This window comes from Mesorhizobium sp. KACC 23794, from assembly GCF_052180275.1.
Classification (GTDB): Bacteria; Pseudomonadota; Alphaproteobacteria; order Rhizobiales; family Rhizobiaceae; genus Kumtagia.
In genome coordinates this window covers 275,587-294,367 of the sequence record NZ_CP197465.1, presented here as the reverse complement: position 1 = coordinate 294,367, position 18,781 = coordinate 275,587, and the positions used below count along the sequence as shown (strand labels likewise).

Sequence of the window (18,781 nt, the reverse complement as noted above, 5' to 3'; positions counted from 1 at the left end):
AACGCCGATGCCTTTCCTGTACTGGCCGAAATGCACGCTGACGCCGCGCGAGACGCCCGCCAACCTCGTGCCGTTCACGCGCGGCGGCGGCAAGGTGCTGAACGGCATGGAACGAGCGACGCGCACCGACAAGGGTTCGTGGGTGGTAGAGCTACAGGGCATTTCGATCGGCGGTCTCGACTACGACAAGAAACGGACGTGGAACGCATTGAGGGTCGCGCTCGGCGGTCGTGCCGGGCTGATCGTCATTCCGGTCTGGTCCTGGGATACGGCGCCCTATTCGACGGGCAAGTTCGAACCGCTGGTGACGACCGTCCACGATGACGAAACCACGTTCGACGACAGCACGGTCTATGTGCAGGGCGCGATCGATATCGAGATGGCAGTGACGGCGCCGATCAGCGGCAACGTGGTGACGCTGCGACGGATACAGGCTGCCGACAATCTCGCCGGCATCCGCTTTTCCTACAACCACGCGCTTTATGAGACCGGCCCCGCGATCGATGTTGTCGGCGATCTCTGGACGGTTCCGGTGTTCCCGTCGATCCGCGCCACCATCCCGGCCGGCGCACCGCTGGAATGCGACGAGCCGACCTGCCTTGTCCACCTCGCCGACGATCGCGGCATGGATATCGCGCAGGGCAAGCGTACGCGGCAGGACGTGTCGGTCTCCTTCGTCGAGGCGGTCGACTGGTGGAACGACTTGGCGGGGGCATAGATGGCAATCCGCTCCCTCAAGATCCTGTTCATCTTCTACTTCCCGACCGGGACAGTCCGGCTCTGGATCGGCTCCGGGCCTTATCTCGATCTCGACGGCGAAATCTGGAAAGGCGTCACGGTCACCGACAGTCTGGACGTGATCGAGGCCGCGATGAACGGCGAGTCCAACCGCCTGACCATGGGTGTCTCGGGTGTCGCGCCGGTGCTGGCAAACACGGCATGGCGCGAGGTCGACGAGGATGACGTCATCGGTTCGAAGATGCAGATCATCGTCCAGCCCTGCAACGAATATGACGATCCGGTCGGCGTGCGGAAGGTGCGCTTCACCGGCACGGTGGACAACGTGATTTTCGGCGACGACGTCCAGGGCGACACGATCTCGTCGACCGTCATCGTCGAACTGGTCAATCGTTTCGATCTTCGGACGCTCGCCTCGGAAGTGGTGATTTCCAATGCCGACCAGCAAGCGCGATCGGCGATCCTCAATCCTGGCGCCAATCCGGACCGCATCGCCGAACGGCTGCCGCGCCTCAACGACAAGTCCATCCGATGGCCGGTTCGCCGCTGATCCTCGACCGCTTCATGGCCGACTATGCGTTTCGGCCGTGGGTGTGGTCGCATGTCGATTGCTGCATGGCGCTAGCCGATCTGTCGATCGCCTACGGCACCGATGACCCTGCCGCTGATCTTCGCGGCTCCTACCAAAGCGAAGATGAATATCACGCCCTGGTGACGGGAACGGGCGGACTGGAGCCGCATGGCGAGCGCCTGGTGCGCGTCGGCTGGAGCCGCTCCGATGCTCCTTCCGAAGGCTGCATCGCGGTTATCGGAAGCCCGACATCGCCAACCCGGCAGTGGGGCGCGATCCGGCACGAAGGCAAATGGAAAGTCCGCATGGACGAAGGCTGGATCGCCTTCACCGCGCGACCTCTTGCGATCTGGGAATTCTGAATGCCGATGTTCATCGCGGGGCTTGTGCTCCCGCTTATCGTCAACAGCCCGATCTGGTTGCTTGGCCCGGCCGCCGTGAGCGCGACCGCGACCGGCATCGGCTATCTGGCGACCGCCGCCGGCCTCTATGGCCTGCAAACGGCGTTGACGCCGAAACCGGAAGTGCCGAAGGCGGAAGACGGCAAGTACAACCTTCGGCAGCCTGTCCCGCCGCCAACCTATGTGCTGGGCCGCGTCAAAAAGGCATCGGACTATCTGTCCCTGGAGGAGATTGACGGTGTTGCCTACCATGTCTTCTGTCCGGCCGGGCACCGCATCAACCGGCACGTTCGGTACTATGCCCATGAAGAGGAACTGACGCTCGACCCGGTGACTGGCCTGACGACGGCGCCAAGCCATTTCGGCAACAAAGTCCGCATCCGGTCGCGCGTCGGGCTTAATGCCGAAACCGCCTTCGCCGAGATGGTGGCGGCGATGCCGACCATCTGGACGCCCGACCATCGCGGCGACGGCATGGCGACGGTGATGATGTCGGTCCAGTCCGTCGATATCGAAAAGCAGCAGAGGGTCTTCCCTAACAACATGCCGCTCCTGACTGAGGAGCTAGAAGGTGCGTTGCTCTATGACGGCCGAAAGCCCGGCCACAACCCGGCCAATCCGGACACCTGGGAGTATTCCGAAAACCTCGCGCTGATGCGCGCCTGGCACCTGACGCATCCGGTCGGCTCCAAGATCAAAATGGAGGACATGCACTGGCCCGACTGGAACCATGCGGCCGATATCTGCGACCAGTTGGTGACGAACAAGGCCGGCGATCAGGAACCGCGGTATCATGGCGGCTTCTGGTTCAAGGCGAACACCGATCCCGTCCAGGTCGGCCGCACGATGGACGAAGCGGCCGAAATGGTCATCTACGAGACGGCAGACGGCAAAGTCGGCGTGCATGCCGGGGAGTTTGTAGAGCCGACGATCCGGTTGACGGACGCCGATCTGCGCAGCGTCAGCTTCGACGTGAACAGGCGCCGCAACTCGACGGTGCTGGCGGTTCGCGGCCGCTTCACCGATCCGGGCATGCGCTTCAATGAGGCCGACGCGGCAATCGTCGGCAACCCTTATATTCCGGAGGATGACACCGAGCGGACGCGCACCGTCAACAACGCGGCTGTCCAGCGTCATAATCACGTCCAGCGGCTGCAAACCCTTGCCTACCACCGCGCCAACGCGCCGCGCGTACGCTTCATCGCCGACTATGAACCCGCGCAGGACATTCCGGAACATCGCTTCATCCGGGTCCACTACCCGCCGAAGCTGAACGAAGCGATTGTCGAAATCGTCGGCGACCGGCCGAAGCTGTCGCTCGCCAACCTGACGATGGAGTTTGAGGGCATCGTCATCCCGGCGACGCTTTTCAACTTTGTGGCGTCGACCGACGAAGGCAACCCGCCGCCGCCGATCGTCGACCTTGAAGGAACCGGCATTCCCCTGCCTGGCACCTTTACGGTCACCATGCACCGCGAAGTCGTGGGCGGCGGGCAGTCCGCTGCCTATGCGCTCGCCGAATGGAACACGGTAAATTCCGACGACCTCACGACCGAAATCGAGTGGCAGCCCGTAGGCGGCGGCGCGCTGCAAAAGGTCATGGCGACTGCCGGTCAACAGGAGCAGCGCACGAACTATTTGTCCGATGGCGTCCAGTATCGCATCCGGGGCCGTCATTGGTCCGGTGGCACGCCTGGCGAGTGGACCGCCTACACCGTCCTGACTGCGGTCGCCAATCCGACACCGCCGGCCGCTCCAACGCTCTTCTCGGCGACACCCGCCAGCTCCGATGTCAACCTGTCGGCGAAGGCTCCGAACACGCCAATTCATATGGGGCTGCACTTCTGGCGCGCCGACGGAGCGGCGACGTTCGGTACTGCGATCGACGTGGCCGGCGCGATCTTCGGCCCGCCGAACGGTGTGCAAACTGGCACTGACGCGCCCGGCGATGGCGCTTGGCAGTATTGGTCGACGGCGGAAAACTGGTCCGGCGTGCATTCGCTGCCGACCAGTCCGGCGATTGTGCGACTCGGCCTGGAGAGCGAAACGGAAGACTATATCGACGCGATGTCGGCAACGCCGGCCAACTCGATCATCTTGCCGATCGACGCCTTCGTTGCCGGCCTGAAAACCGATCTGGTATGGCCGACGCTCGACTGGATGATGATCGGCCCTGCGCTACCGACGCAAGCGGCGCTCCTCAACCTGGTCAACCCTGCGCAGACGGGCGTCATCCACGGGACCGTGAACCATACGGCCGGCGGCTTCGCCAGCGACGGATCGACCGGCTGGATTGGCACTGGCATCAACGCCAATGCCTTCGCGCATATGACCGCCAACAGCATCAACGCTGGCGGCTGGTTCAACGGCGGCTCCGGCGCAAACTCTGCCACGACGGCGATTGTCGGAACGGTCACCGGAACCGTGCTTCTCGTCATTGCGCGCGGCAACAGCACGCAAATGACGACGCGCGCCAACGCGACCGTGAGCTTGTCGTCGACACTCCCGATCGCGACGCCCGCCGGCCATACGGTCGCCAACCGGTCCGACGCCGGTGCTCGTCAGAATTACAAGATGGGCACCGTCATCAATTCTGACACACAGGCCGCGTCGGCACTGCCGGCAGCCGAAGTGGCGTTCCTCCGCTCAACGACGAACTTCGCCTCGGCTGCGCATGTCCTGTCGATCGGTCATCTGGGCGGCTCTCTGACTGGCCCGCTCAACGCTGCTTTGACCTCGCGTCTTGCGACCTTGCGCACAGCCCTGGGCCTCTGACGCGGCATCGCCGCAGCATTCCTATCCGCACGATCTGGAGACTATCTCATGGTGTCGTTTACCGACCTCTTCGAGGGCGCGTGGGGGAAGTACATCACGCCTGGCGTGCCCTCGTCTGGAAAGAAAAACCCGCCGAAAACCGCAATCGCGCCGATCGGCGTGGCGCTCGATGAGCGGTTCGCCGCTCTCCAGACGGTCGTTGATGCGGGCCAGAAGCCAGTTTTCACGCTGGACCTGGCGACGACGACAAACATCACCCTGTCGGGCGAGCAGACCATCGACGGCACGCTGACATCGAACAGCAAGGTCATGGTGAAGAACCATGCCGATCCGACCAAGACCGGCCCGTACATTTCCGCGGCCGGAGCATGGCCACGCATGTCCTCCTTCGATGACGGCGAGGAACTGTTCGGCCAGCCATTCTACATCAAAGGCGGCTCCGCCAATATCGGCCGCTATTTCGGCTTGCAGGCAACAACCGCACCGAACGTCGGCGCCGACGCCATGGTGTTCGACGAAATCGACAAGCAGAACGTCGCGGTGCCGTCCGCCCTCGACGCATTGCGCGGGGTCGGTTCCAACATCGCCACGGCCTCGACCATCGATCTCGATGCTGCCACGGGCGATCTGCTCCACCTGACCGGAACCACCACTGTTACCGCCGTCACACTGACCAACGGCCGGGAACGGTTCGTCATCGTCGATGATGGCTGCACCGTTATCCCGAGTGCGACGCTGATCGGTTGGAATGCGGGCGAGGCCATGCAGGCCAATCCGAACGATCTTGTCCTCGCGAAGGCGGCGGGCGGCGTCGTGTATCTTCGACGTCTGGCGGAAGGCGTATCGGCCTACGAACTCGACGGCGACGACATCGGCCTGTTCATCGCGCACGACAAGTTCGGTCAAGCGCTGTTTGCCTCCCTTCGTCACTCCGATGGCGGCTTCGTCATGGCCGGCAACGATACCTCGATGCTGTCGCCGATCGAATGGGAAGACGACATCGTAAAGCACGCAAGCGGGGTTGACCGGTACGGCCAACCGGTGAGTTGGACCGACGTCGGCGGCGGCTTTCATACTTTCTCGGGTGACATCTATCCGGGCGGCGGGGGCGGGTTCAGCGCGTTCGATGCCAGCGAGATTGCCGCGTTCGACGGCGAGGCCATGGCAGCCTCCGCGCTGGTCAAGACGAAAGGCAACCCGCTCCTTCAGAAATTCATGGCGTCGGTGTGCCATGTCATCATGTACGGCCAGTCGCTTTCGCAGGACGCGGTCGGCCACTGGATCAAGCAGGCGGCGCAGATCCACGACGCGCTGATGCTGGGCAACAGCCTGCATTCGCTCAACGCGGCAAGCTCGCTGTTCAACCCGGCCGGCGGCTCGGCGACGCTCAATGCCTATGTGCCGACTGTGCTCAACGCCGCCGGCAACGCGCTGGTCGCCAACCAGGCTGCGCTCGATCCGACGCCGGCCAACCGCTGGCTAAACGGCGCCTATGGCTCCGACAGCGCCACCGGCTTCGCCGATATGGCAAAATTCCTCTGGCTGCAGCGGCAGGCGCTTGCCTCCGACTCCACCCGCAAATTCGTGATGACCGCGACCGGGCGCGGCGGCCGCAACGTGCTGCAACTGTCGAAGGGCACGGCCTTCTTCGACCGCACCGTCAGCGGCGCAGGGCTGGTCAAGGCGGCGCAGGATGCGTCCTGCCTGATTGCCGCGCTGATCGCCGTCGGCGAGGCCAATGTCGGCGAGGGTACGTCCTATGCCGACTATTACAGCCAACTTCGGCAACTGCTCGACGACATCGACACCGACATCTCCACCGGCGTCTACGGCCAGGCGCGCAAGCCGATCAAGATGCTGCACCAGACCTCGGGCGGCACCGGCAGTTGGGTAAACGATACGACCAACCTCGCCGTCCAGATGGCCCAACTCGACATGGCGGAAAACTTCTCGGATGTCGTCTGCGTCGGGCCGCTCTACCGGTACTCGGCCAAGTCCGACGGCCACAAGGATGGCAACGGCTATCTGTGGAAAGGCTCCATGGAAGCCAAGGTGTTCGACAAGACGAACTTCGGCGGGGAGGGATGGCAGCCGCTCAAGATCACCAAGGCTAGACGTCGCACCAACGAAATCATCCTCTCCTACAACGTTCCGGCGCCACCGATAAAGTTCGACGATGTCCTAGCCGGGTTCACGCCGACCACTTATTCGAAGCGCGGCTTCAAGGTCACCGACCTCGGCGCTGGCGGAGCGGAAATCGGCATCGTCGGCACGCCGGAGATCGTCGGCAAAGCCAGCATTCGCTTGACCCTGGCATCTGTTCCGACCGGCACGCCGCGCATCTGGTACGCCGGCTCGACCACGACCGGGCGCGGCAACGTCTTCGACAGCGACCCGACGGTGTCGATCTTCAACTACACCTACGATGCCGGGAACGGCGATGACGCATCGGCGAACATCGCATCCATGGTCGGCAAACCCTTCCCCCTCAACAATGCTGCGTGCGTCCAATACATCGACGCCGTGGCCGCCTAATGGAGCCAGGACATGAGCGGAGCCCTTGCGGAACGGTCGCTGACTGCGATCAACAACGACAGCCCTGTCATCTTGCTCGGGATGCCGGGTGGAAACAAGGCTGGAGACGGGACCTTCACCCTTCAAGGGGTGCAAGCCAAGTCCACCCGCAACCGCGCCCCGCGCGGGGTTGGCACGCTGGCCACGCCGGTCGGCTCAGTCGTCTACGACACCACCCATATCGAGGGCGTCGCCGGATCGGCCTATCTCAACACCGATCTGATCGAGGTCGAGACATTCTGCGGCTTCCTGACCTTCGCCACGGATGCAACGTTCTCGGGTACTGCCAACCAGCCGAACATGGCCGGAAACTGGCAGAGTTCGAATGGATGGAGTCTGTTCGCGATCGATAGCACTGGCGCTCCGACATGTCGGCTGCGGCTCAATATGTATACGTCCGGCAACAATCTCGCGACGCTCGTCATCGCGAACGCGGCGGCCTACACCACGATCTATTTCCGCGTTTCGGCGACGCTGTGCCGGATCGACGATCTGACGCATGCAACCAACGCGGTATCGGCCGCGCCGTCAGGCTCCCGTGTGACCGTCCCGTCTCGCCTGATCCGCATTCTGAGTGCCTATAGCGGTTCATTCGGCGGCGGCTGCAAGGTCCCGTGGTTCAGCTATTTCCCGAACCGCCATTTCACGCTGGACGAGGCCAACGTGATCTACAACCGCAAGATCAAGCCGTACCTGGCGCAGCCGGTTTTCGCCATTGCGGCGTGATCTGACCCCCCTGAGCAGGAGAGACCAGTGTCCAACAAGCTGAAAATCGTAAGCGGCAGCGCGACCATCGACCCGACCGGGGAAGGCGCCAGCGTCCTCGGCGAAGTCACCATCAAGGCCACGACCGCGGTCGCCATAACCTTCATCCAGAGCGAATGCCTGATTTCCCTCGGCGACAAGCAACTCGGCGGGGGTGCGTTCGAACCGACGATCAATGAGCCGATCGCACTTAATGCGGGGGAAGAATACACGATCAAGATCGGTGGTGGCGTTGGGTCGGAGGATGCGGACAAGAATGCTGTGTCGTTCAAGGTCACCATCCAGGTCAGGTACGGTGGCGGTCCGGATGACGAGGACTTCCTGACGATGCACGGCCAATCTGCCGGCGCGGGCGAGGTCGAGACCGTCGAACTGACGGCAGGCGATTGATCAAGCTCTCGCCTCTAACAGGAGATTCGGTAAATGGATCAGATGACCGGAATGGGGTGGAAAACGGCAGTTGCCTCTGCGTCCATCGACCCTACTTCTCGTATGATCGATTCGCTTTTTCGTCCAGGTTGGAACGCCGTGATTGTCTTCATCAATGTCTTTCAAGTCGATCCGTCCGACCAACTGCGATTGGTCGATATATTGACCAAGGTCACGGGCGAGATCGTCAGCAAAGCGCCTGGGTTCATTTCGTCGACCCTTCATCGCAGCACAGACGGCAGCAAGGTCACCATGTACGCTAAATGGGCCAGCCTCGCTGACTATGAGGCCATGCGCCAAGACCCAGCCCCGCGCCCATATCTCGAAGAAGCCCTGTCATTCGCTACATTTGATCCCGGCATGTATGAGGTGGTTGGCGAGTTCCGTTCGAAAACGACGGATGAAAAATCACCTCCGCTTTGAAGGTCTGCTAAGGGGTCGTAAGCGGTCACTCGTCGGTCCTCCGAACCCACTCTCAGAGCACCCCCACTCCTCGTAGCGCTCCCCACACGATGAGCGCCATCCAAGGGCCGGTCAGGCCAATGCCAAGATAGAGGATCGGGATCGCGATCCTGGTCGACCAGCAGCTGCCATCCTCTTCCTGTGCCATTTCGACCCGTTTCGCAAAGTCGTGCAGCTTCTGCTTCGACCAATGCAAATCATGTGCCGGTGCGCGATCCGCGCCGAACTCACACAAAGGACACGTCACATGGACCGTAATTTCCAGCGGGCGTTTTCGCTCGTCCTGAAACACGAAGGCGGATGGGCGGACAATCCTGCCGATCCTGGCGGACCGACCATGAAAGGCGTCACGCTGGCGACGTTCCGGCGCTATGTGAAGCCGGCCGCGACGAAGGATGATCTTCGCAAGATCACGGATGCGCAGCTCGCCACGGTATATCGCCGGCACTATTGGGACGTGGTCGGAGGCGCGGAACTGCCGGACGGCGTCGACTATGCGGTGTTCGACTTCGCCGTTAACTCCGGACCGAACCGGGCCGCGAAGTATCTCCAGGGTGTGGTCTGCGTAAGGCAAGACGGGAAGATCGGCCCTGCAACGCTAACCGCGACACGGGCGATGATGCACGCGACCGTCATCAACCGGCTCTGCGACGACCGCTTGGCGTTCATGAAGCGGGCAAAGGACAAGAAGGGCAAACTGCTCTGGCCGACCTTCGGCAAGGGCTGGGAGCCGCGCGTCAAGAGCGTGCGCAGCGTGGCGCTCGAGATGGCGGCGAGGCCGTCCGCTCCGGAGCCCTCGCCCAAGCCTGTCGAGTCCGTCCCGGTTCCTGCGCCGCCTCCCGCGCCCGTCTCTCCTTCGATCATCATTGAGCAGCCGGCCGTCGACTGGTTCGCCTGGCTGCTTTCGCGGATTCGCCGCTGATCTTCACCGAAAACCGAGAGGAATCCTCCATGAACTCGAACCTGATCCACAACATCCTCAACATCGCGATTGCCGCCACGGCCGGCGTGACCGCTGTCCTACTGGCCACGGGCTGCACGACGCTGCCGACCGGCGGGCTGGAATGCTGGGCATCGTGGATCGATCCGACCTACACGACGCTCGCGGTCACTGACATGGGCGTGCTGAAAAGCGTCATCAACGTCGCCCGCGACGGCTTCGGCGGCCTGTTCAAGACGCAGCCGCCGGTCAAGTAAAACTGGCGTGTCCGGCATGCTGAACGACCTTCTGAACGCTCTCGGGATCAAGGGCTCCATCGTCGTTGCCGGCCTTGCCGGCGGCGTGCTGCGGGCGCTCTCGCATCGCCGGTTCAAGCTGCGCGAGATGGTGGCCTCGCCGATCTGCGGCGCGCTGGCCGCCGGCTATCTGACCGTGCCGGTGCTTCATTACATCAAGTCGGTCGGGCTACCCCTGCCGGCGGATGACGTCGCCAGCACACACGCCGCCGCCTTTCTGATCGGTGTCTGCGCGATGTGGATCGCGGACATCCTGTTCGAGATCATCGTACGATGGATCAGGCCGAGGGCCGCTGCCGACTGACCATTTCCCCGGCGTCGGCAATATGGTCGCCCCGCTGGCTCCGGCCGGCGGGGCTTTTTGCGTTTCTAAAAGGTGAGCAGTTTGTCCAGCAGAGTCATGTTTCGCTTTGCGAGAGCGTCGAGTTCCTGTGCGGCCTCATAGGCCGTTATCTCGCGGGCAGCATGTCGACGCCTAATTTCGGCAGCGGCGGCCCGCAGTTCTGCAAGGCGTGTCGATTGCTGTGACGTATGCATGTTGTGATCGTTTGAAGCGAGCGCGGCAGACATCTTGGCCCTCTAGATCAGTTCGTTGATGCGACTGAAAACAGGCTCACACGTAACCATTATCATATTCGAACGGTTCCCGTAAAACGCATATGGACGCGGACTGTCTATTGATACAAAGCCTTTCACCTTTGGGCCATCATTCGTCTGGCTGGCTACCGGCACTATGAAGATCGAACGGTATGTCACCGCAGATTGCGTGGGGCTTACCATTGCCTCCCGTGGGAATTCACGTAGGTCGTGAACAACACGTGGTTCGGTGCCCCGCTGACAGGCTCGGTAGCCGGCAAGATGGGTTGCCGGGAATTCCCGGTTCGTCGGCCTGTCGTTACCAGCATTGCGGTGGCGCACCTTCATCTTCGTTGAACTCGCTCCGACGAAAAGTACCAGCGATACGGAGATGTCGCCCTTCTTAGACAGCGTGATCATCCTCACATAGTTTTCAAGGATGCCGAGACATGCGCGAATAACGTCATCTCTATCCGACGAGGCTACAGATTTCCCTTTGAAGCCGTTCAGCAAATCACCCAAACGGACCATCATCTCGGCCTGCCGTTCGCTCGACCCCGCAGCTTTGTCTTTCGACATTCGGTCGAGAAAACTTACAATGGAATGGCCGCCGAAAATTGCCGCTGCGGTTATTGCAGCCGTCGCACTGCCCACAGACCCGTAGTAAAAGGCGACTGCCGGCGCCGATGATGCCAGGCTGGTCTTTGCCAACCAATGCAGCACGCCGGCGAATCGAAAATCCCGCGGCAGTCTATTGTAATAAAATCCTTTGAGGTAACGCCGCGCGCGGAACGGGCGACCAAAGTCGTCAGCAAGCCACGCTTCCATGTGCTCATCATAAGACTTTGGCAAATAATGCCGGACCGAATCTCACGGTCCCTCCCCTTTTTCTTTTTCTTATTGCGGAGTGCCAGATGTTGAAAAGCGAGAAATGAGCTTTCAACAGGACGAATCGCCTTCCGTTCCCGGTGGCGGCGCAACCGCGCTAGGCTCGGAAGGTTCCGCTACACGAACCACCACCCCAGCGCGCCAACCGCCACCACCACGACGACGATCAGCAGCACGATCCGCCCGGCGCGGCCTATGTCCGGCTCGTGTTCCGGCGGGTGCTTGTCCCAGCCGGAAACCATCGTCACGATGCCTTGCGCTCGTTGAGCCGGCGGCGTAGCCGTTGAAGCGCTTCTGATGCGCCCAAGAGCATCGCGGTCGGATCGCCTTTAAGCTGGGCTGTTGGGGCAGCGTCTTCCTCGACGAGTTCGATGAGGTCGTCGATGGTGCGCCGTGCCCGCTCTAGGATCCGGCGAAGCTCGTCTTTCGACAGCTTGTCCGCCTCATTTGCGGCTCTCAGGAGTTCGGTCGAGAATTCGGCTATCTGGCTGTGCAGGTCGTCAGTCATCTTCGTGCTCGCTCCACCGCGCGCAAGATAGCAAGGTTTGCCTCAAGCATGGCGTTCTCCTCCAGCGCCCGCCGCTGCGCCCAAAGCAGCGTCTTCGCGGCTATCTCGATCTCGCCGAAATTCCAGCCGGCCTGTTGCATGCGGTCGAACATCGTCCGCATTTCGTCTTCCATTGCCTGTTGGCAGTCGATGTCCCTATCGGGATAGGTGTGCGGACGTCTCGGAGGAGCGATGCGGCCTGTCATCGCGCCAGAGTGTCAGCAGCGCGCCACCGGCGCAAGTTCACTCCATATCCGGCACATTACCGTGCTGGAACAGCACCGTGGGCGACCCGTATTCGCCCAGGGCCGGACTGGCCTCTCGCGACCACGCGATCACGCCCTCGTGCTTCAGTGCGAGCGTCTTGGCTATCCGGACCGCCCGCTCTTCGCTCTGTTGTTCGGCCGGCCCGAATACAGCCTGCAGGTCGCCCGCTCCGTCCGGATCGAACGCAGCCACGACGACGAGCTTCGGCATTTTCGTTTGAGGGAGCAGCGCTTCGGCCATTTGTTAGGCGCCTCGCCGCATCTGCTCGCCGTCGTCGCGATGGTCTCCGCAATACCAATAGGTGCCATAGCGCCTGTCGTAGCCGAAGCAGCCCCACTCCTTGCATCCTTCGTGGTCGCAATAGTGGATGTAGATGCCGGCTGGCGCCGACGGTGGTGCAGGCAAGACGATCGGCGGTTCGTTGTCCATCACAGCAGCGCGGGCTGAAGCGGCGGCGTCATGTCGTCCAACTTCGGCGGCGGTGGAACCTGCTTCAGTAAGTGATCAGGCAGCGGTCGCTGAAGTGCCTTCGCCTCTTCCCACGGTGCCGTCAGCCAGGTCTCCACCTCGTCCTGCGTGGTGAGGATGACGGGCATTGCCTTCTGATGAACAGGCCCGACGACGCCGTTCGGCTCGGTCGTCAGGAAGCCGTAGAGATCGAGCGTCGTCTGCCCTTCCTTGATCTTCCGCACGCTGGTCCAGCCTGGAACCCACGCACCGGCGAAGAACATCAACGGTCGAGTGTCATCGCCGGCAAACCAGGCATTGGGCGTGCGCTCGCCCTCAACCTGGCTGGATGGGTCTGGCTCGGCGAAGCTGGTAATCGGCACAACACATCTATTCGGGACACCAAGCCACTGCTGCCAATGTTTCAGATGGACCTTACGGATGTTGGTCGTCCCCTTGTCGGGCTCATTCTTGAGCAGTTCAGCGAACGCCACATCGTCAATGATCTTGCCCTTGGCGCTCAGCTTGTCGGCTCGCTTCTTCGCCGCCTCGCGCATCACATGTGGAAAGGACGGCATGCCCCACCGCATCGTTACCAGTTCGCGCTGCCCGTCGAGGCCGTTGCGCACGACCGGGCCGAAGCGGTCGGGATAGACATCGATCGACGGTTCCAGGTTGCCCGACAGGTCGCGCCAAACCCGAACCAGATCGATGATCGACTGCTGCGTCGTGGTCAGATTGTAGAGATTGCACATGGCGCTGTCCCGGTAGCTTGCCTTGCCGGCAGGATGGCACGGCAGGCCTAGAAGGTGAATTGCTGTTGGCTTCGGCGCGGCGATGCTGGATCAGGTCTCCTGACAGTCTGCGCCGGCCGCAAGGCTTCAAGCTGTTCCTGCAAATCCTTGTTGAGCAGCATCATGGACTTCAGCGCCTTCATGATGTCGCCGTCGTGGCTGTCGACAAACCGGTCGGCGGCAGCCTGGAGGGCATCTTCCTGCTGCCGGCTCAGTCTTTCAATTCTGTCCATGTCGGGCTCCCTTCAAGTCCTGAGCTCCGTTGCCTCGATAAGCGCCTCGACGGTTGCGCTGAACGTCTGCAGAAACGCGGTGGCGTCCTCGCCTTTGTATGGTGCCATCTCGACCCGATTTGCGCCGATTGTGATCGGGTCGACTAAGGGGCGTGCGGTCAGTCCCTCCAGGTCGCCGGCGATGATCCAGGCATAGGTCGCGATGCGATCCTCGTCCTTTTTCGTCCACTTCTTCGATCCTGCAATCTTACGCAGCCGTTGGATCGCGGTCGGCCGGTCGGCAAGTTGCGCCTCCGGATCGTGCAAGATTTCGAGATTGGCCGTCTGCGGCTTGCAATCCGCGTCCCATCCCGCACACGCCGCTTCCAGCGCCGCGAGATCGGCGTTTTCCCAGGCAGTGGCGGCACTTAGTTGCTCATCGGTGATGTCGGTGCTGTTCAAGCCTCCAGTATCCCAGGCTTCGCGGCGTATCCGGCCATCTGCTGCCATGTGAGGATCTACGCCTGCATCCTTGAACACCCTCATGGCCGCCGAAATGCCGCGCTGTAGCTCCGCCGCCGTGGCGCGCGGGATCGATATCTTGATGGGGACAAAGGGAATTTCGTGTCGCATGGCCGGCAGTCCGTCGAACTGGCCGCCAGTGAACGAAATAAGAACAAAAGAGTCAAGGACGGATTGACTCGCACAGGAATGGGTTCCTATCGTAGGGGCGCTTTCAGGAGACCGTCATGCCCAGCCGTCGGCGCAAAGCCCATTTCGACCACCCATCGCTGGAGCGGGTTGGCGCCATCGAACGGGCCGCCGAAGGTCTCCAGGCTGCATCGCGTGTGGCGCTGAATGACCTTGTACCGTTCAATGAGCCATACAGCGCGTTGATAAAGATGGGCGCTGAAATCAGGATTGCCCTCAACGTGATCAACGGACGCGCGCCCGACCACGACACCTCGACGGTGACACCTGGCTTCATGGGTAACGCTCGGAAGGGGGAGGATAACTGACGGCCGTGATGTCATGCCGGAGCCTTACCACTATAAGCGCAAGGGATCGTACAAGCTGTCCGATGCTGACCGGAACGGCTACCTTGTCCATGTCCGGTGCGAGTTCTGCAAGCTGTCGCGCTACTACACGCCGGACGATCTGCGGAAGATTTTCAGCGACATCGAGGTCGACGATGTCATCTATCAAATGGTCTGCGAGCGCGGTGGCCGCGACCACCATCTAAAACTCACGAGCGAGTCGCTTTCAGCGGAGAAGCGCCAAGGGCTGACAATCCGCCGGCTCGACAAAATCGTCTATGATCGCCGGGTGATCTGGCGGGATGAGCGCGGCTAGTCACTGACGATCTCGATCTCATCAAGGATACTGAGGCCCTCCCGGCACGGTCCAACCGGTTCCCTGTTCATGCCGGCGAGCATGTGGTGGAAGGAGATCGCCACGGCCAGTTGCTCGGCAAGGCGTGCGGCGCGTTCCCTATTTTTGATGAAGGCCGTAGCTTCCTTGGCCAGCCGGTTCTGCGTGGTGGCGTCGATCGGCCCGCCGACAAGCAACATTGCCCGCGTCTGTCTCATCACCTTCTGGAGGTCGCTCGACTGGACCATGCTGGATTGTGGCGGGAAGTGGCTTCTTCGACAAGGCTGACTTTTGTCAATACTACACATGCAATGTACGAGAACGTTGGGCTCCGCCCTGGCCCTGACTTGCCTAATCGGGAATGGGAGAGCGCGGGGCCTTGGGCGGGGAGCGTTGTTGGCCTTCACCGAGGTTGGTTCGAGATCAACGGTCCGAAGGACGCGGCTAAGTTATGATTGCCGACTTGGGAATTAGGCGGCGGCGCGAGGGGGTCATCACCACCCTTGCATCGTTTGAAGGCAGTGCGTGCTGGCCGGCAATAAACTCTCGCGGACACAACCTTGCGACCGTCCGTCACTGTATCAGCAAAGGGCTGGTGACCCAGCGGTCACCCACCGGGACGCGCGTGTTCGACCTGACTCCGCGTGGTTGGGCACTCGCAAACATCTTGAAGGAGGCCGACCAATTGGCCGAAATCCATCCACAATGGTCATTTGACGACGGGCATGAGCATCCGCCTTGTCATAAGCCGCCGCTTCAACGAGAAGCGCCAGGCGCAGGCCCCGAGGCCGAACCTATAGGAGAAGGCGAAAGGTAGTTGATGTCAGATACGACACAGGGCGCCTAGCTTGCCTCCCTCAGCCGCTCCTCAAGAAACTCGAGCCCTTCGGACAGTGACGCTGCCTTGATGATGCCCTGCTGAAAGAGGTGGAAGACCCGGATGGCGATTCTCTCGCGCTCGTCGGCATTTGTTACATTGAATTTGGCGCAGTAGTCGTCGACCGCCTTGGTCAACGTCGCGAGTTGCGTAGAGTTTGCTATCCCGTAACTTGACATGCTTCCCTCCGTTAGGGCGAAAGCATGATAGCCTCTTTCAAGCGCCCGAGTGCCTTGCTGGAACGGACGATGGGTCAATCTACCTCTATGTCGGCGCATTCGCTATGCACTAAGACGTGGTTACCGATTTGTCATGAAATGGGTGGCTAGCGGGGCCTGATTTGAAGGATACGAGCCTCGCGAATGAGTGATGACCAATCCGTGCCCAGCAGGGCAACAAGCTCGGTCGCCTGAGCTTCAGTGATGCCAGTCTGTTTTGTGAGCCGCGCGACCAAAGCGCGCTCTTCTGCCCGCTTCTGGTCGCTTTTGTCGCCTGACATTTCTGTATTCCCTGGTAGCGCCACTGCAGCTACGTGCGTTTGCGTGGATATGCGCCCGTTAAACGATGCCGCGGGGGATTAGAGGCGCTTCCGACAGGGCGTCTTCACTTTGAGTGACAACGTGGGTGGAGTTCCAATATTTCAGACGCATCAAAGTCTCCACGTCATTCAGTGTGTCCTTATAGCTGCCAAGGACAAACAGAAGGTCGGACTTTGGGTTGATTTTGCACACGGCCTCATAGATTTCGTGTGCAAGGCTCTTCTTAATGTCGTCTCCGGCTTGATTAAGGTTTTCCATCAGTGCTGCTTCTTTCCAGCGCTTTTCCCGTCTGAACTTTTCGAGCGTTCTTCAAATCGTTCCGCGCCCTTCTTCAGGGGGTGGCCCATGTCGGCCTCGGTTTCCCGCTCATTCTTTGCTGCTGCCTTCTCTAAGCCCCTTGCAGCTTCTTTGCCTTTGGCTGTTGGCGCATTGCGGATGCTCATCGAAACCTCCCGTTGGCGGCAACATGCCGCATGCGTTGAACGTTGAGGTGGTGAAGACGTTCCGGCGTGAGAGGATTCGTACCTTCCTCCCCTCCCATGATAGCGAGTCCCCCCGTATGGCGCAGTCCCGCTACAGATTGAACCGTCGTGCAGCGCCCTTTTGTGCCGCTCGACAGAGCTACATGTCGACAAGTCCCTCCTTTTGTTGGCACATCTTATGCGATGTATGCGGCTGCCAGGTTTGACTAGGCTCTGATGTACCAAATCGGGAATGATGGCTCGCCGGGCTTTGGGAGGTGTAAGTTATGGCCTTGGCCAAGGGCAGTTCGGGAAGTGCGGCCAAAGGGAGGCGCTACGTTATGATCAGTGATCTGGAAAAGAAACGCCGCCGTGAAGCGGTCATCGACACTCTCGCATCGCTTGCAGGCAGCGCGCAGTGGCTGGCCGTGGGCTCTCGCGGACACAACCTCTCGACCGTCCTTCACTGCATCGCCGAGGGGCTGGTGTCGCAGCGGTCGCCAACGGCGGCACGGGTGTTCGACCTTACCCAGTCCGGATGGGCGCTCGCCAAGCGCCTATAGGTTGGGACCGCTCGAATTAGTGGAAACCGATAGTCGATAGAGCTAAAGTTGCACGACGAGAGCATTCGCCGCTCTAAATAGCAAAGTGAACGCGGCGGCGAAGATTAACGCATCACTGTGTTGTGATTGCGTGGACATTGTATAGCTTGTGGAAAATTAAAATCATCAGATCCCGTCGCAGACCTGACACAATTGACAAATGTATTTGGGCGGACCTTACGGCGGGGAAGCGCTGAATCCAAGACCCCAGATTTGGGGCTTCGGGCAACAAAAGGTTTGCCGCCGACGCGAGAATAAACTCAGCGTCGGCGGCATTTTATCAATTGGCCATCACAGACTTGTGTGTTCATTCCGGCGGAGCGGACGGGGAGGAACAACCGGGCCGTTCCGGGCCGCTGGCTCAGTGCCCACCCCTACTGCCCCCTGGGCCAGCGGTCTCCAGGACTGAATACGACGAATTTTCCGCTTTGGATCTTGCGAAACAGGGATCGTCGTCAGCTTTCCGCAGCCTTACGCCCGCGCCGCCGTCATTCTCCGGAATAAACTCAACACCGGCACCGTCTCGCGCCGCGACAACATCGTCTATTACTCCGAGGCGAGATAAGAGCGGGTGATTAGCCTTACGCCCGGCGTCTGGCCGCCAAAATCTCATCTGTGCCGGTGATCTTCGTACGTCCTGCGATCGCTGTTGAGATCACCGATGGTGGATCGCTCGCTGGAAAGCTGTCCTCAAGCCCCTCCTGCAATTGCTCCTCCAGTGTCGCGGGGAGTTCGGACCGCCCTTGAGTGCGTCGGCTGGACATGTCCTCGCGGTCCCAGATAGGCCTTGGAAGAAGTAGACGAACCCCCGGCCTATCGAGCCAACCATTTTCTTGTGCGACGCGGTATGCCGCAATCCCAACTAAACCCAACACCAGCGCTCTCAACATCTGCTCTCTCCATCTGCGCTGAAGAAATCCACAGGTGATCGGTCGGTTCCCCGCCTGGGGCGAGATGTGAGGCCGTTAGGCTGATCTGGCGGGAGGGAGATAGGCCGAATGGATTCCGCTATGTCGATATGCAGGGCGGCCGATCTCACCAAGCCTGGCTGGCTCCGTGGAAGGCCAGCGCTCCAGCGGCGATGGAAAGCAGGATGGCGCCGACGAGCACGGCGACCAGGAGCGGTGCGTCCTCCATGGATTTCCTCTACGTCAGAATTCATCGCCCCGCGGCCCCTCTGCAGGATGCCGTCCTGCCGGCAAAGCGCCTGTTTTTGGAAAGCCGTTGCTTTTAGCCGGTACCCTTGGTG

General features: G+C 61.1%; 28 protein-coding genes. 15 read left to right on the top strand and 13 right to left on the bottom strand.

The genetic code is table 11. The features are described 5' to 3' along the window. Positions 1-7: 7 nt before the first annotated feature. From ACSBOB_RS01530 to ACSBOB_RS01475, 12 genes are all read left to right on the top strand, one after another. A complete protein-coding gene (locus ACSBOB_RS01530) occupies positions 8-718 on the top strand; it encodes a hypothetical protein (RefSeq protein WP_442580709.1) in 711 nt (236 codons plus the stop codon). Then, a complete protein-coding gene (locus tag ACSBOB_RS01525) occupies positions 719-1,288 on the top strand; it encodes a hypothetical protein (RefSeq protein ID WP_442580708.1) in 570 nt (189 codons plus the stop codon). Continuing rightward, positions 1,270-1,671 carry a DUF6950 family protein gene (locus ACSBOB_RS01520; protein ID WP_442580707.1) on the top strand — a complete coding sequence of 134 codons (402 nt, stop codon included), beginning with the start codon at positions 1,270-1,272 and terminating at the stop codon, positions 1,669-1,671. Before ACSBOB_RS01525 ends, ACSBOB_RS01520 begins: the two co-directional genes overlap by 19 nt. Then, positions 1,672-4,485, top strand: a complete 2,814-nt coding sequence (locus tag ACSBOB_RS01515; protein WP_442580706.1) for a hypothetical protein — start codon at positions 1,672-1,674, stop codon at positions 4,483-4,485. Between the two features lie 48 nt (positions 4,486-4,533). Further along, entirely contained in the window at positions 4,534-7,020 is a 2,487-nt protein-coding gene (locus ACSBOB_RS01510; protein ID WP_442580705.1) for a hypothetical protein, read from the top strand. Between the two features lie 12 nt (positions 7,021-7,032). Further along, positions 7,033-7,785: a hypothetical protein gene (locus tag ACSBOB_RS01505; RefSeq protein WP_442580704.1), complete on the top strand. Its 753-nt coding sequence runs from the start codon at positions 7,033-7,035 to the stop codon at positions 7,783-7,785. A gap of 27 nt (positions 7,786-7,812) precedes the next feature. Then, positions 7,813-8,214 carry a hypothetical protein gene (locus ACSBOB_RS01500; RefSeq protein WP_442580703.1) on the top strand — a complete coding sequence of 134 codons (402 nt, stop codon included), beginning with the start codon at positions 7,813-7,815 and terminating at the stop codon, positions 8,212-8,214. Positions 8,215-8,247: 33 nt separating this feature from the next. Next, positions 8,248-8,676: an antibiotic biosynthesis monooxygenase family protein gene (locus ACSBOB_RS01495; RefSeq protein WP_442580702.1), complete on the top strand. Its 429-nt coding sequence runs from the start codon at positions 8,248-8,250 to the stop codon at positions 8,674-8,676. Between the two features lie 286 nt (positions 8,677-8,962). Further along, positions 8,963-9,637, top strand: a complete 675-nt coding sequence (locus ACSBOB_RS01490) for a glycoside hydrolase family 108 protein (RefSeq protein WP_442580701.1) — start codon at positions 8,963-8,965, stop codon at positions 9,635-9,637. Positions 9,638-9,666: 29 nt separating this feature from the next. Then, positions 9,667-9,912 (top strand): hypothetical protein, encoded by a 246-nt coding sequence (locus ACSBOB_RS01485; protein ID WP_442580700.1) that lies wholly within the window; start codon positions 9,667-9,669, stop codon positions 9,910-9,912. A gap of 16 nt (positions 9,913-9,928) precedes the next feature. Continuing rightward, positions 9,929-10,255 (top strand): hypothetical protein, encoded by a 327-nt coding sequence (locus ACSBOB_RS01480; protein WP_442580699.1) that lies wholly within the window; start codon positions 9,929-9,931, stop codon positions 10,253-10,255. Beyond that, positions 10,225-10,479 carry a hypothetical protein gene (locus tag ACSBOB_RS01475; protein WP_442583955.1) on the top strand — a complete coding sequence of 85 codons (255 nt, stop codon included), beginning with the start codon at positions 10,225-10,227 and terminating at the stop codon, positions 10,477-10,479. Before ACSBOB_RS01480 ends, ACSBOB_RS01475 begins: the two co-directional genes overlap by 31 nt. 51 nt (positions 10,480-10,530) lie before the next feature. Here ACSBOB_RS01475 and ACSBOB_RS01470 read toward each other — a convergent pair whose 3' ends face one another. From ACSBOB_RS01470 to ACSBOB_RS01430, 9 genes are all read right to left on the bottom strand, one after another. Beyond that, positions 10,531-11,355: a hypothetical protein gene (locus ACSBOB_RS01470; protein ID WP_442580698.1), complete on the bottom strand. Its 825-nt coding sequence runs from the start codon at positions 11,353-11,355 to the stop codon at positions 10,531-10,533. A gap of 176 nt (positions 11,356-11,531) precedes the next feature. Then, positions 11,532-11,663, bottom strand: coding sequence for a hypothetical protein (locus ACSBOB_RS01465; protein ID WP_442580697.1), 132 nt, complete (start codon positions 11,661-11,663; stop codon positions 11,532-11,534). After that, complete coding sequence (locus tag ACSBOB_RS01460; protein ID WP_442580696.1) at positions 11,660-11,923, bottom strand: hypothetical protein; 264 nt, start codon at positions 11,921-11,923, stop codon at positions 11,660-11,662. The genes ACSBOB_RS01465 and ACSBOB_RS01460 overlap by 4 nt, the downstream gene beginning before the upstream one ends. Next, a complete protein-coding gene (locus tag ACSBOB_RS01455) occupies positions 11,920-12,084 on the bottom strand; it encodes a hypothetical protein (protein ID WP_442580695.1) in 165 nt (54 codons plus the stop codon). Before ACSBOB_RS01455 ends, ACSBOB_RS01460 begins: the two co-directional genes overlap by 4 nt. A 121-nt stretch (positions 12,085-12,205) precedes the next feature. Then, positions 12,206-12,469 (bottom strand): hypothetical protein, encoded by a 264-nt coding sequence (locus ACSBOB_RS01450; RefSeq protein WP_442580694.1) that lies wholly within the window; start codon positions 12,467-12,469, stop codon positions 12,206-12,208. A gap of 3 nt (positions 12,470-12,472) precedes the next feature. Continuing rightward, entirely contained in the window at positions 12,473-12,658 is a 186-nt protein-coding gene (locus ACSBOB_RS01445; protein WP_442580693.1) for a hypothetical protein, read from the bottom strand. Further along, a complete protein-coding gene (locus ACSBOB_RS01440; RefSeq protein ID WP_442580692.1) occupies positions 12,658-13,431 on the bottom strand; it encodes an SOS response-associated peptidase in 774 nt (257 codons plus the stop codon). The genes ACSBOB_RS01445 and ACSBOB_RS01440 overlap by 1 nt, the downstream gene beginning before the upstream one ends. A 47-nt stretch (positions 13,432-13,478) precedes the next feature. Next, positions 13,479-13,703, bottom strand: a complete 225-nt coding sequence (locus ACSBOB_RS01435; RefSeq protein WP_442580691.1) for a hypothetical protein — start codon at positions 13,701-13,703, stop codon at positions 13,479-13,481. Positions 13,704-13,715: 12 nt separating this feature from the next. Next, positions 13,716-14,315 carry a hypothetical protein gene (locus tag ACSBOB_RS01430; protein ID WP_442580690.1) on the bottom strand — a complete coding sequence of 200 codons (600 nt, stop codon included), beginning with the start codon at positions 14,313-14,315 and terminating at the stop codon, positions 13,716-13,718. Between the two features lie 116 nt (positions 14,316-14,431). Here ACSBOB_RS01430 and ACSBOB_RS01425 point away from each other — a divergent pair, with 116 nt between their 5' ends. Together ACSBOB_RS01425 and ACSBOB_RS01420 are read left to right on the top strand one after the other, a co-directional pair. Further along, a complete protein-coding gene (locus ACSBOB_RS01425; protein ID WP_442580689.1) occupies positions 14,432-14,701 on the top strand; it encodes a hypothetical protein in 270 nt (89 codons plus the stop codon). Positions 14,702-14,714: 13 nt separating this feature from the next. After that, positions 14,715-15,035 (top strand): hypothetical protein, encoded by a 321-nt coding sequence (locus tag ACSBOB_RS01420; protein ID WP_442580688.1) that lies wholly within the window; start codon positions 14,715-14,717, stop codon positions 15,033-15,035. Here the strand turns inward: ACSBOB_RS01420 and ACSBOB_RS01415 are convergent. From ACSBOB_RS01415 to ACSBOB_RS01400, 4 genes are all read right to left on the bottom strand, one after another. Next, positions 15,032-15,271, bottom strand: a complete 240-nt coding sequence (locus ACSBOB_RS01415; protein ID WP_442580687.1) for a hypothetical protein — start codon at positions 15,269-15,271, stop codon at positions 15,032-15,034. The two genes, ACSBOB_RS01420 and ACSBOB_RS01415, sit on opposite strands and share 4 nt — an antisense overlap. A gap of 625 nt (positions 15,272-15,896) precedes the next feature. After that, positions 15,897-16,109 (bottom strand): hypothetical protein, encoded by a 213-nt coding sequence (locus tag ACSBOB_RS01410; RefSeq protein ID WP_442580686.1) that lies wholly within the window; start codon positions 16,107-16,109, stop codon positions 15,897-15,899. 378 nt (positions 16,110-16,487) lie between these two features. Beyond that, positions 16,488-16,727, bottom strand: coding sequence for a hypothetical protein (locus tag ACSBOB_RS01405; protein ID WP_442580685.1), 240 nt, complete (start codon positions 16,725-16,727; stop codon positions 16,488-16,490). Continuing rightward, positions 16,727-16,912: a hypothetical protein gene (locus ACSBOB_RS01400; RefSeq protein WP_442580684.1), complete on the bottom strand. Its 186-nt coding sequence runs from the start codon at positions 16,910-16,912 to the stop codon at positions 16,727-16,729. Before ACSBOB_RS01400 ends, ACSBOB_RS01405 begins: the two co-directional genes overlap by 1 nt. Before the next feature lie 359 nt (positions 16,913-17,271). Between ACSBOB_RS01400 and ACSBOB_RS01395 the strand changes: the two genes are divergently transcribed. After that, positions 17,272-17,493, top strand: coding sequence for a hypothetical protein (locus ACSBOB_RS01395; RefSeq protein ID WP_442580683.1), 222 nt, complete (start codon positions 17,272-17,274; stop codon positions 17,491-17,493). Positions 17,494-18,781: the final 1,288 nt, after the last annotated feature.

Excerpts from the sequence above, each read along its gene's own strand:
- ACSBOB_RS01530 (WP_442580709.1), top strand. The coding sequence starts at position 8 with ATGCCTTTCCTGTACTGGCCGAAATGCACGCTGACGCCGCGCGAGACG.
- ACSBOB_RS01525 (WP_442580708.1), top strand. The coding sequence starts at position 719 with ATGGCAATCCGCTCCCTCAAGATCCTGTTCATCTTCTACTTCCCGACC.
- ACSBOB_RS01520 (WP_442580707.1), top strand. The coding sequence starts at position 1,270 with ATGGCCGGTTCGCCGCTGATCCTCGACCGCTTCATGGCCGACTATGCG.
- ACSBOB_RS01515 (WP_442580706.1), top strand. The coding sequence starts at position 1,672 with ATGCCGATGTTCATCGCGGGGCTTGTGCTCCCGCTTATCGTCAACAGC.
- ACSBOB_RS01510 (WP_442580705.1), top strand. The coding sequence starts at position 4,534 with ATGGTGTCGTTTACCGACCTCTTCGAGGGCGCGTGGGGGAAGTACATC.
- ACSBOB_RS01505 (WP_442580704.1), top strand. The coding sequence starts at position 7,033 with ATGAGCGGAGCCCTTGCGGAACGGTCGCTGACTGCGATCAACAACGAC.
- ACSBOB_RS01495 (WP_442580702.1), top strand. The coding sequence starts at position 8,248 with ATGGATCAGATGACCGGAATGGGGTGGAAAACGGCAGTTGCCTCTGCG.
- ACSBOB_RS01490 (WP_442580701.1), top strand. The coding sequence starts at position 8,963 with ATGGACCGTAATTTCCAGCGGGCGTTTTCGCTCGTCCTGAAACACGAA.
- ACSBOB_RS01485 (WP_442580700.1), top strand. The coding sequence starts at position 9,667 with ATGAACTCGAACCTGATCCACAACATCCTCAACATCGCGATTGCCGCC.
- ACSBOB_RS01480 (WP_442580699.1), top strand. The coding sequence starts at position 9,929 with ATGCTGAACGACCTTCTGAACGCTCTCGGGATCAAGGGCTCCATCGTC.
- ACSBOB_RS01475 (WP_442583955.1), top strand. The coding sequence starts at position 10,225 with ATGGATCAGGCCGAGGGCCGCTGCCGACTGACCATTTCCCCGGCGTCG.
- ACSBOB_RS01470 (WP_442580698.1), bottom strand. The coding sequence starts at position 11,355 with ATGGAAGCGTGGCTTGCTGACGACTTTGGTCGCCCGTTCCGCGCGCGG.
- ACSBOB_RS01460 (WP_442580696.1), bottom strand. The coding sequence starts at position 11,923 with ATGACTGACGACCTGCACAGCCAGATAGCCGAATTCTCGACCGAACTC.
- ACSBOB_RS01455 (WP_442580695.1), bottom strand. The coding sequence starts at position 12,084 with ATGCGGACGATGTTCGACCGCATGCAACAGGCCGGCTGGAATTTCGGC.
- ACSBOB_RS01450 (WP_442580694.1), bottom strand. The coding sequence starts at position 12,469 with ATGGCCGAAGCGCTGCTCCCTCAAACGAAAATGCCGAAGCTCGTCGTC.
- ACSBOB_RS01445 (WP_442580693.1), bottom strand. The coding sequence starts at position 12,658 with ATGGACAACGAACCGCCGATCGTCTTGCCTGCACCACCGTCGGCGCCA.
- ACSBOB_RS01440 (WP_442580692.1), bottom strand. The coding sequence starts at position 13,431 with ATGTGCAATCTCTACAATCTGACCACGACGCAGCAGTCGATCATCGAT.
- ACSBOB_RS01435 (WP_442580691.1), bottom strand. The coding sequence starts at position 13,703 with ATGGACAGAATTGAAAGACTGAGCCGGCAGCAGGAAGATGCCCTCCAG.
- ACSBOB_RS01430 (WP_442580690.1), bottom strand. The coding sequence starts at position 14,315 with ATGCGACACGAAATTCCCTTTGTCCCCATCAAGATATCGATCCCGCGC.
- ACSBOB_RS01425 (WP_442580689.1), top strand. The coding sequence starts at position 14,432 with ATGCCCAGCCGTCGGCGCAAAGCCCATTTCGACCACCCATCGCTGGAG.
- ACSBOB_RS01420 (WP_442580688.1), top strand. The coding sequence starts at position 14,715 with ATGCCGGAGCCTTACCACTATAAGCGCAAGGGATCGTACAAGCTGTCC.
- ACSBOB_RS01415 (WP_442580687.1), bottom strand. The coding sequence starts at position 15,271 with ATGAGACAGACGCGGGCAATGTTGCTTGTCGGCGGGCCGATCGACGCC.
- ACSBOB_RS01410 (WP_442580686.1), bottom strand. The coding sequence starts at position 16,109 with ATGTCAAGTTACGGGATAGCAAACTCTACGCAACTCGCGACGTTGACC.
- ACSBOB_RS01405 (WP_442580685.1), bottom strand. The coding sequence starts at position 16,727 with ATGGAAAACCTTAATCAAGCCGGAGACGACATTAAGAAGAGCCTTGCA.
- ACSBOB_RS01400 (WP_442580684.1), bottom strand. The coding sequence starts at position 16,912 with ATGAGCATCCGCAATGCGCCAACAGCCAAAGGCAAAGAAGCTGCAAGG.
- ACSBOB_RS01395 (WP_442580683.1), top strand. The coding sequence starts at position 17,272 with ATGATCAGTGATCTGGAAAAGAAACGCCGCCGTGAAGCGGTCATCGAC.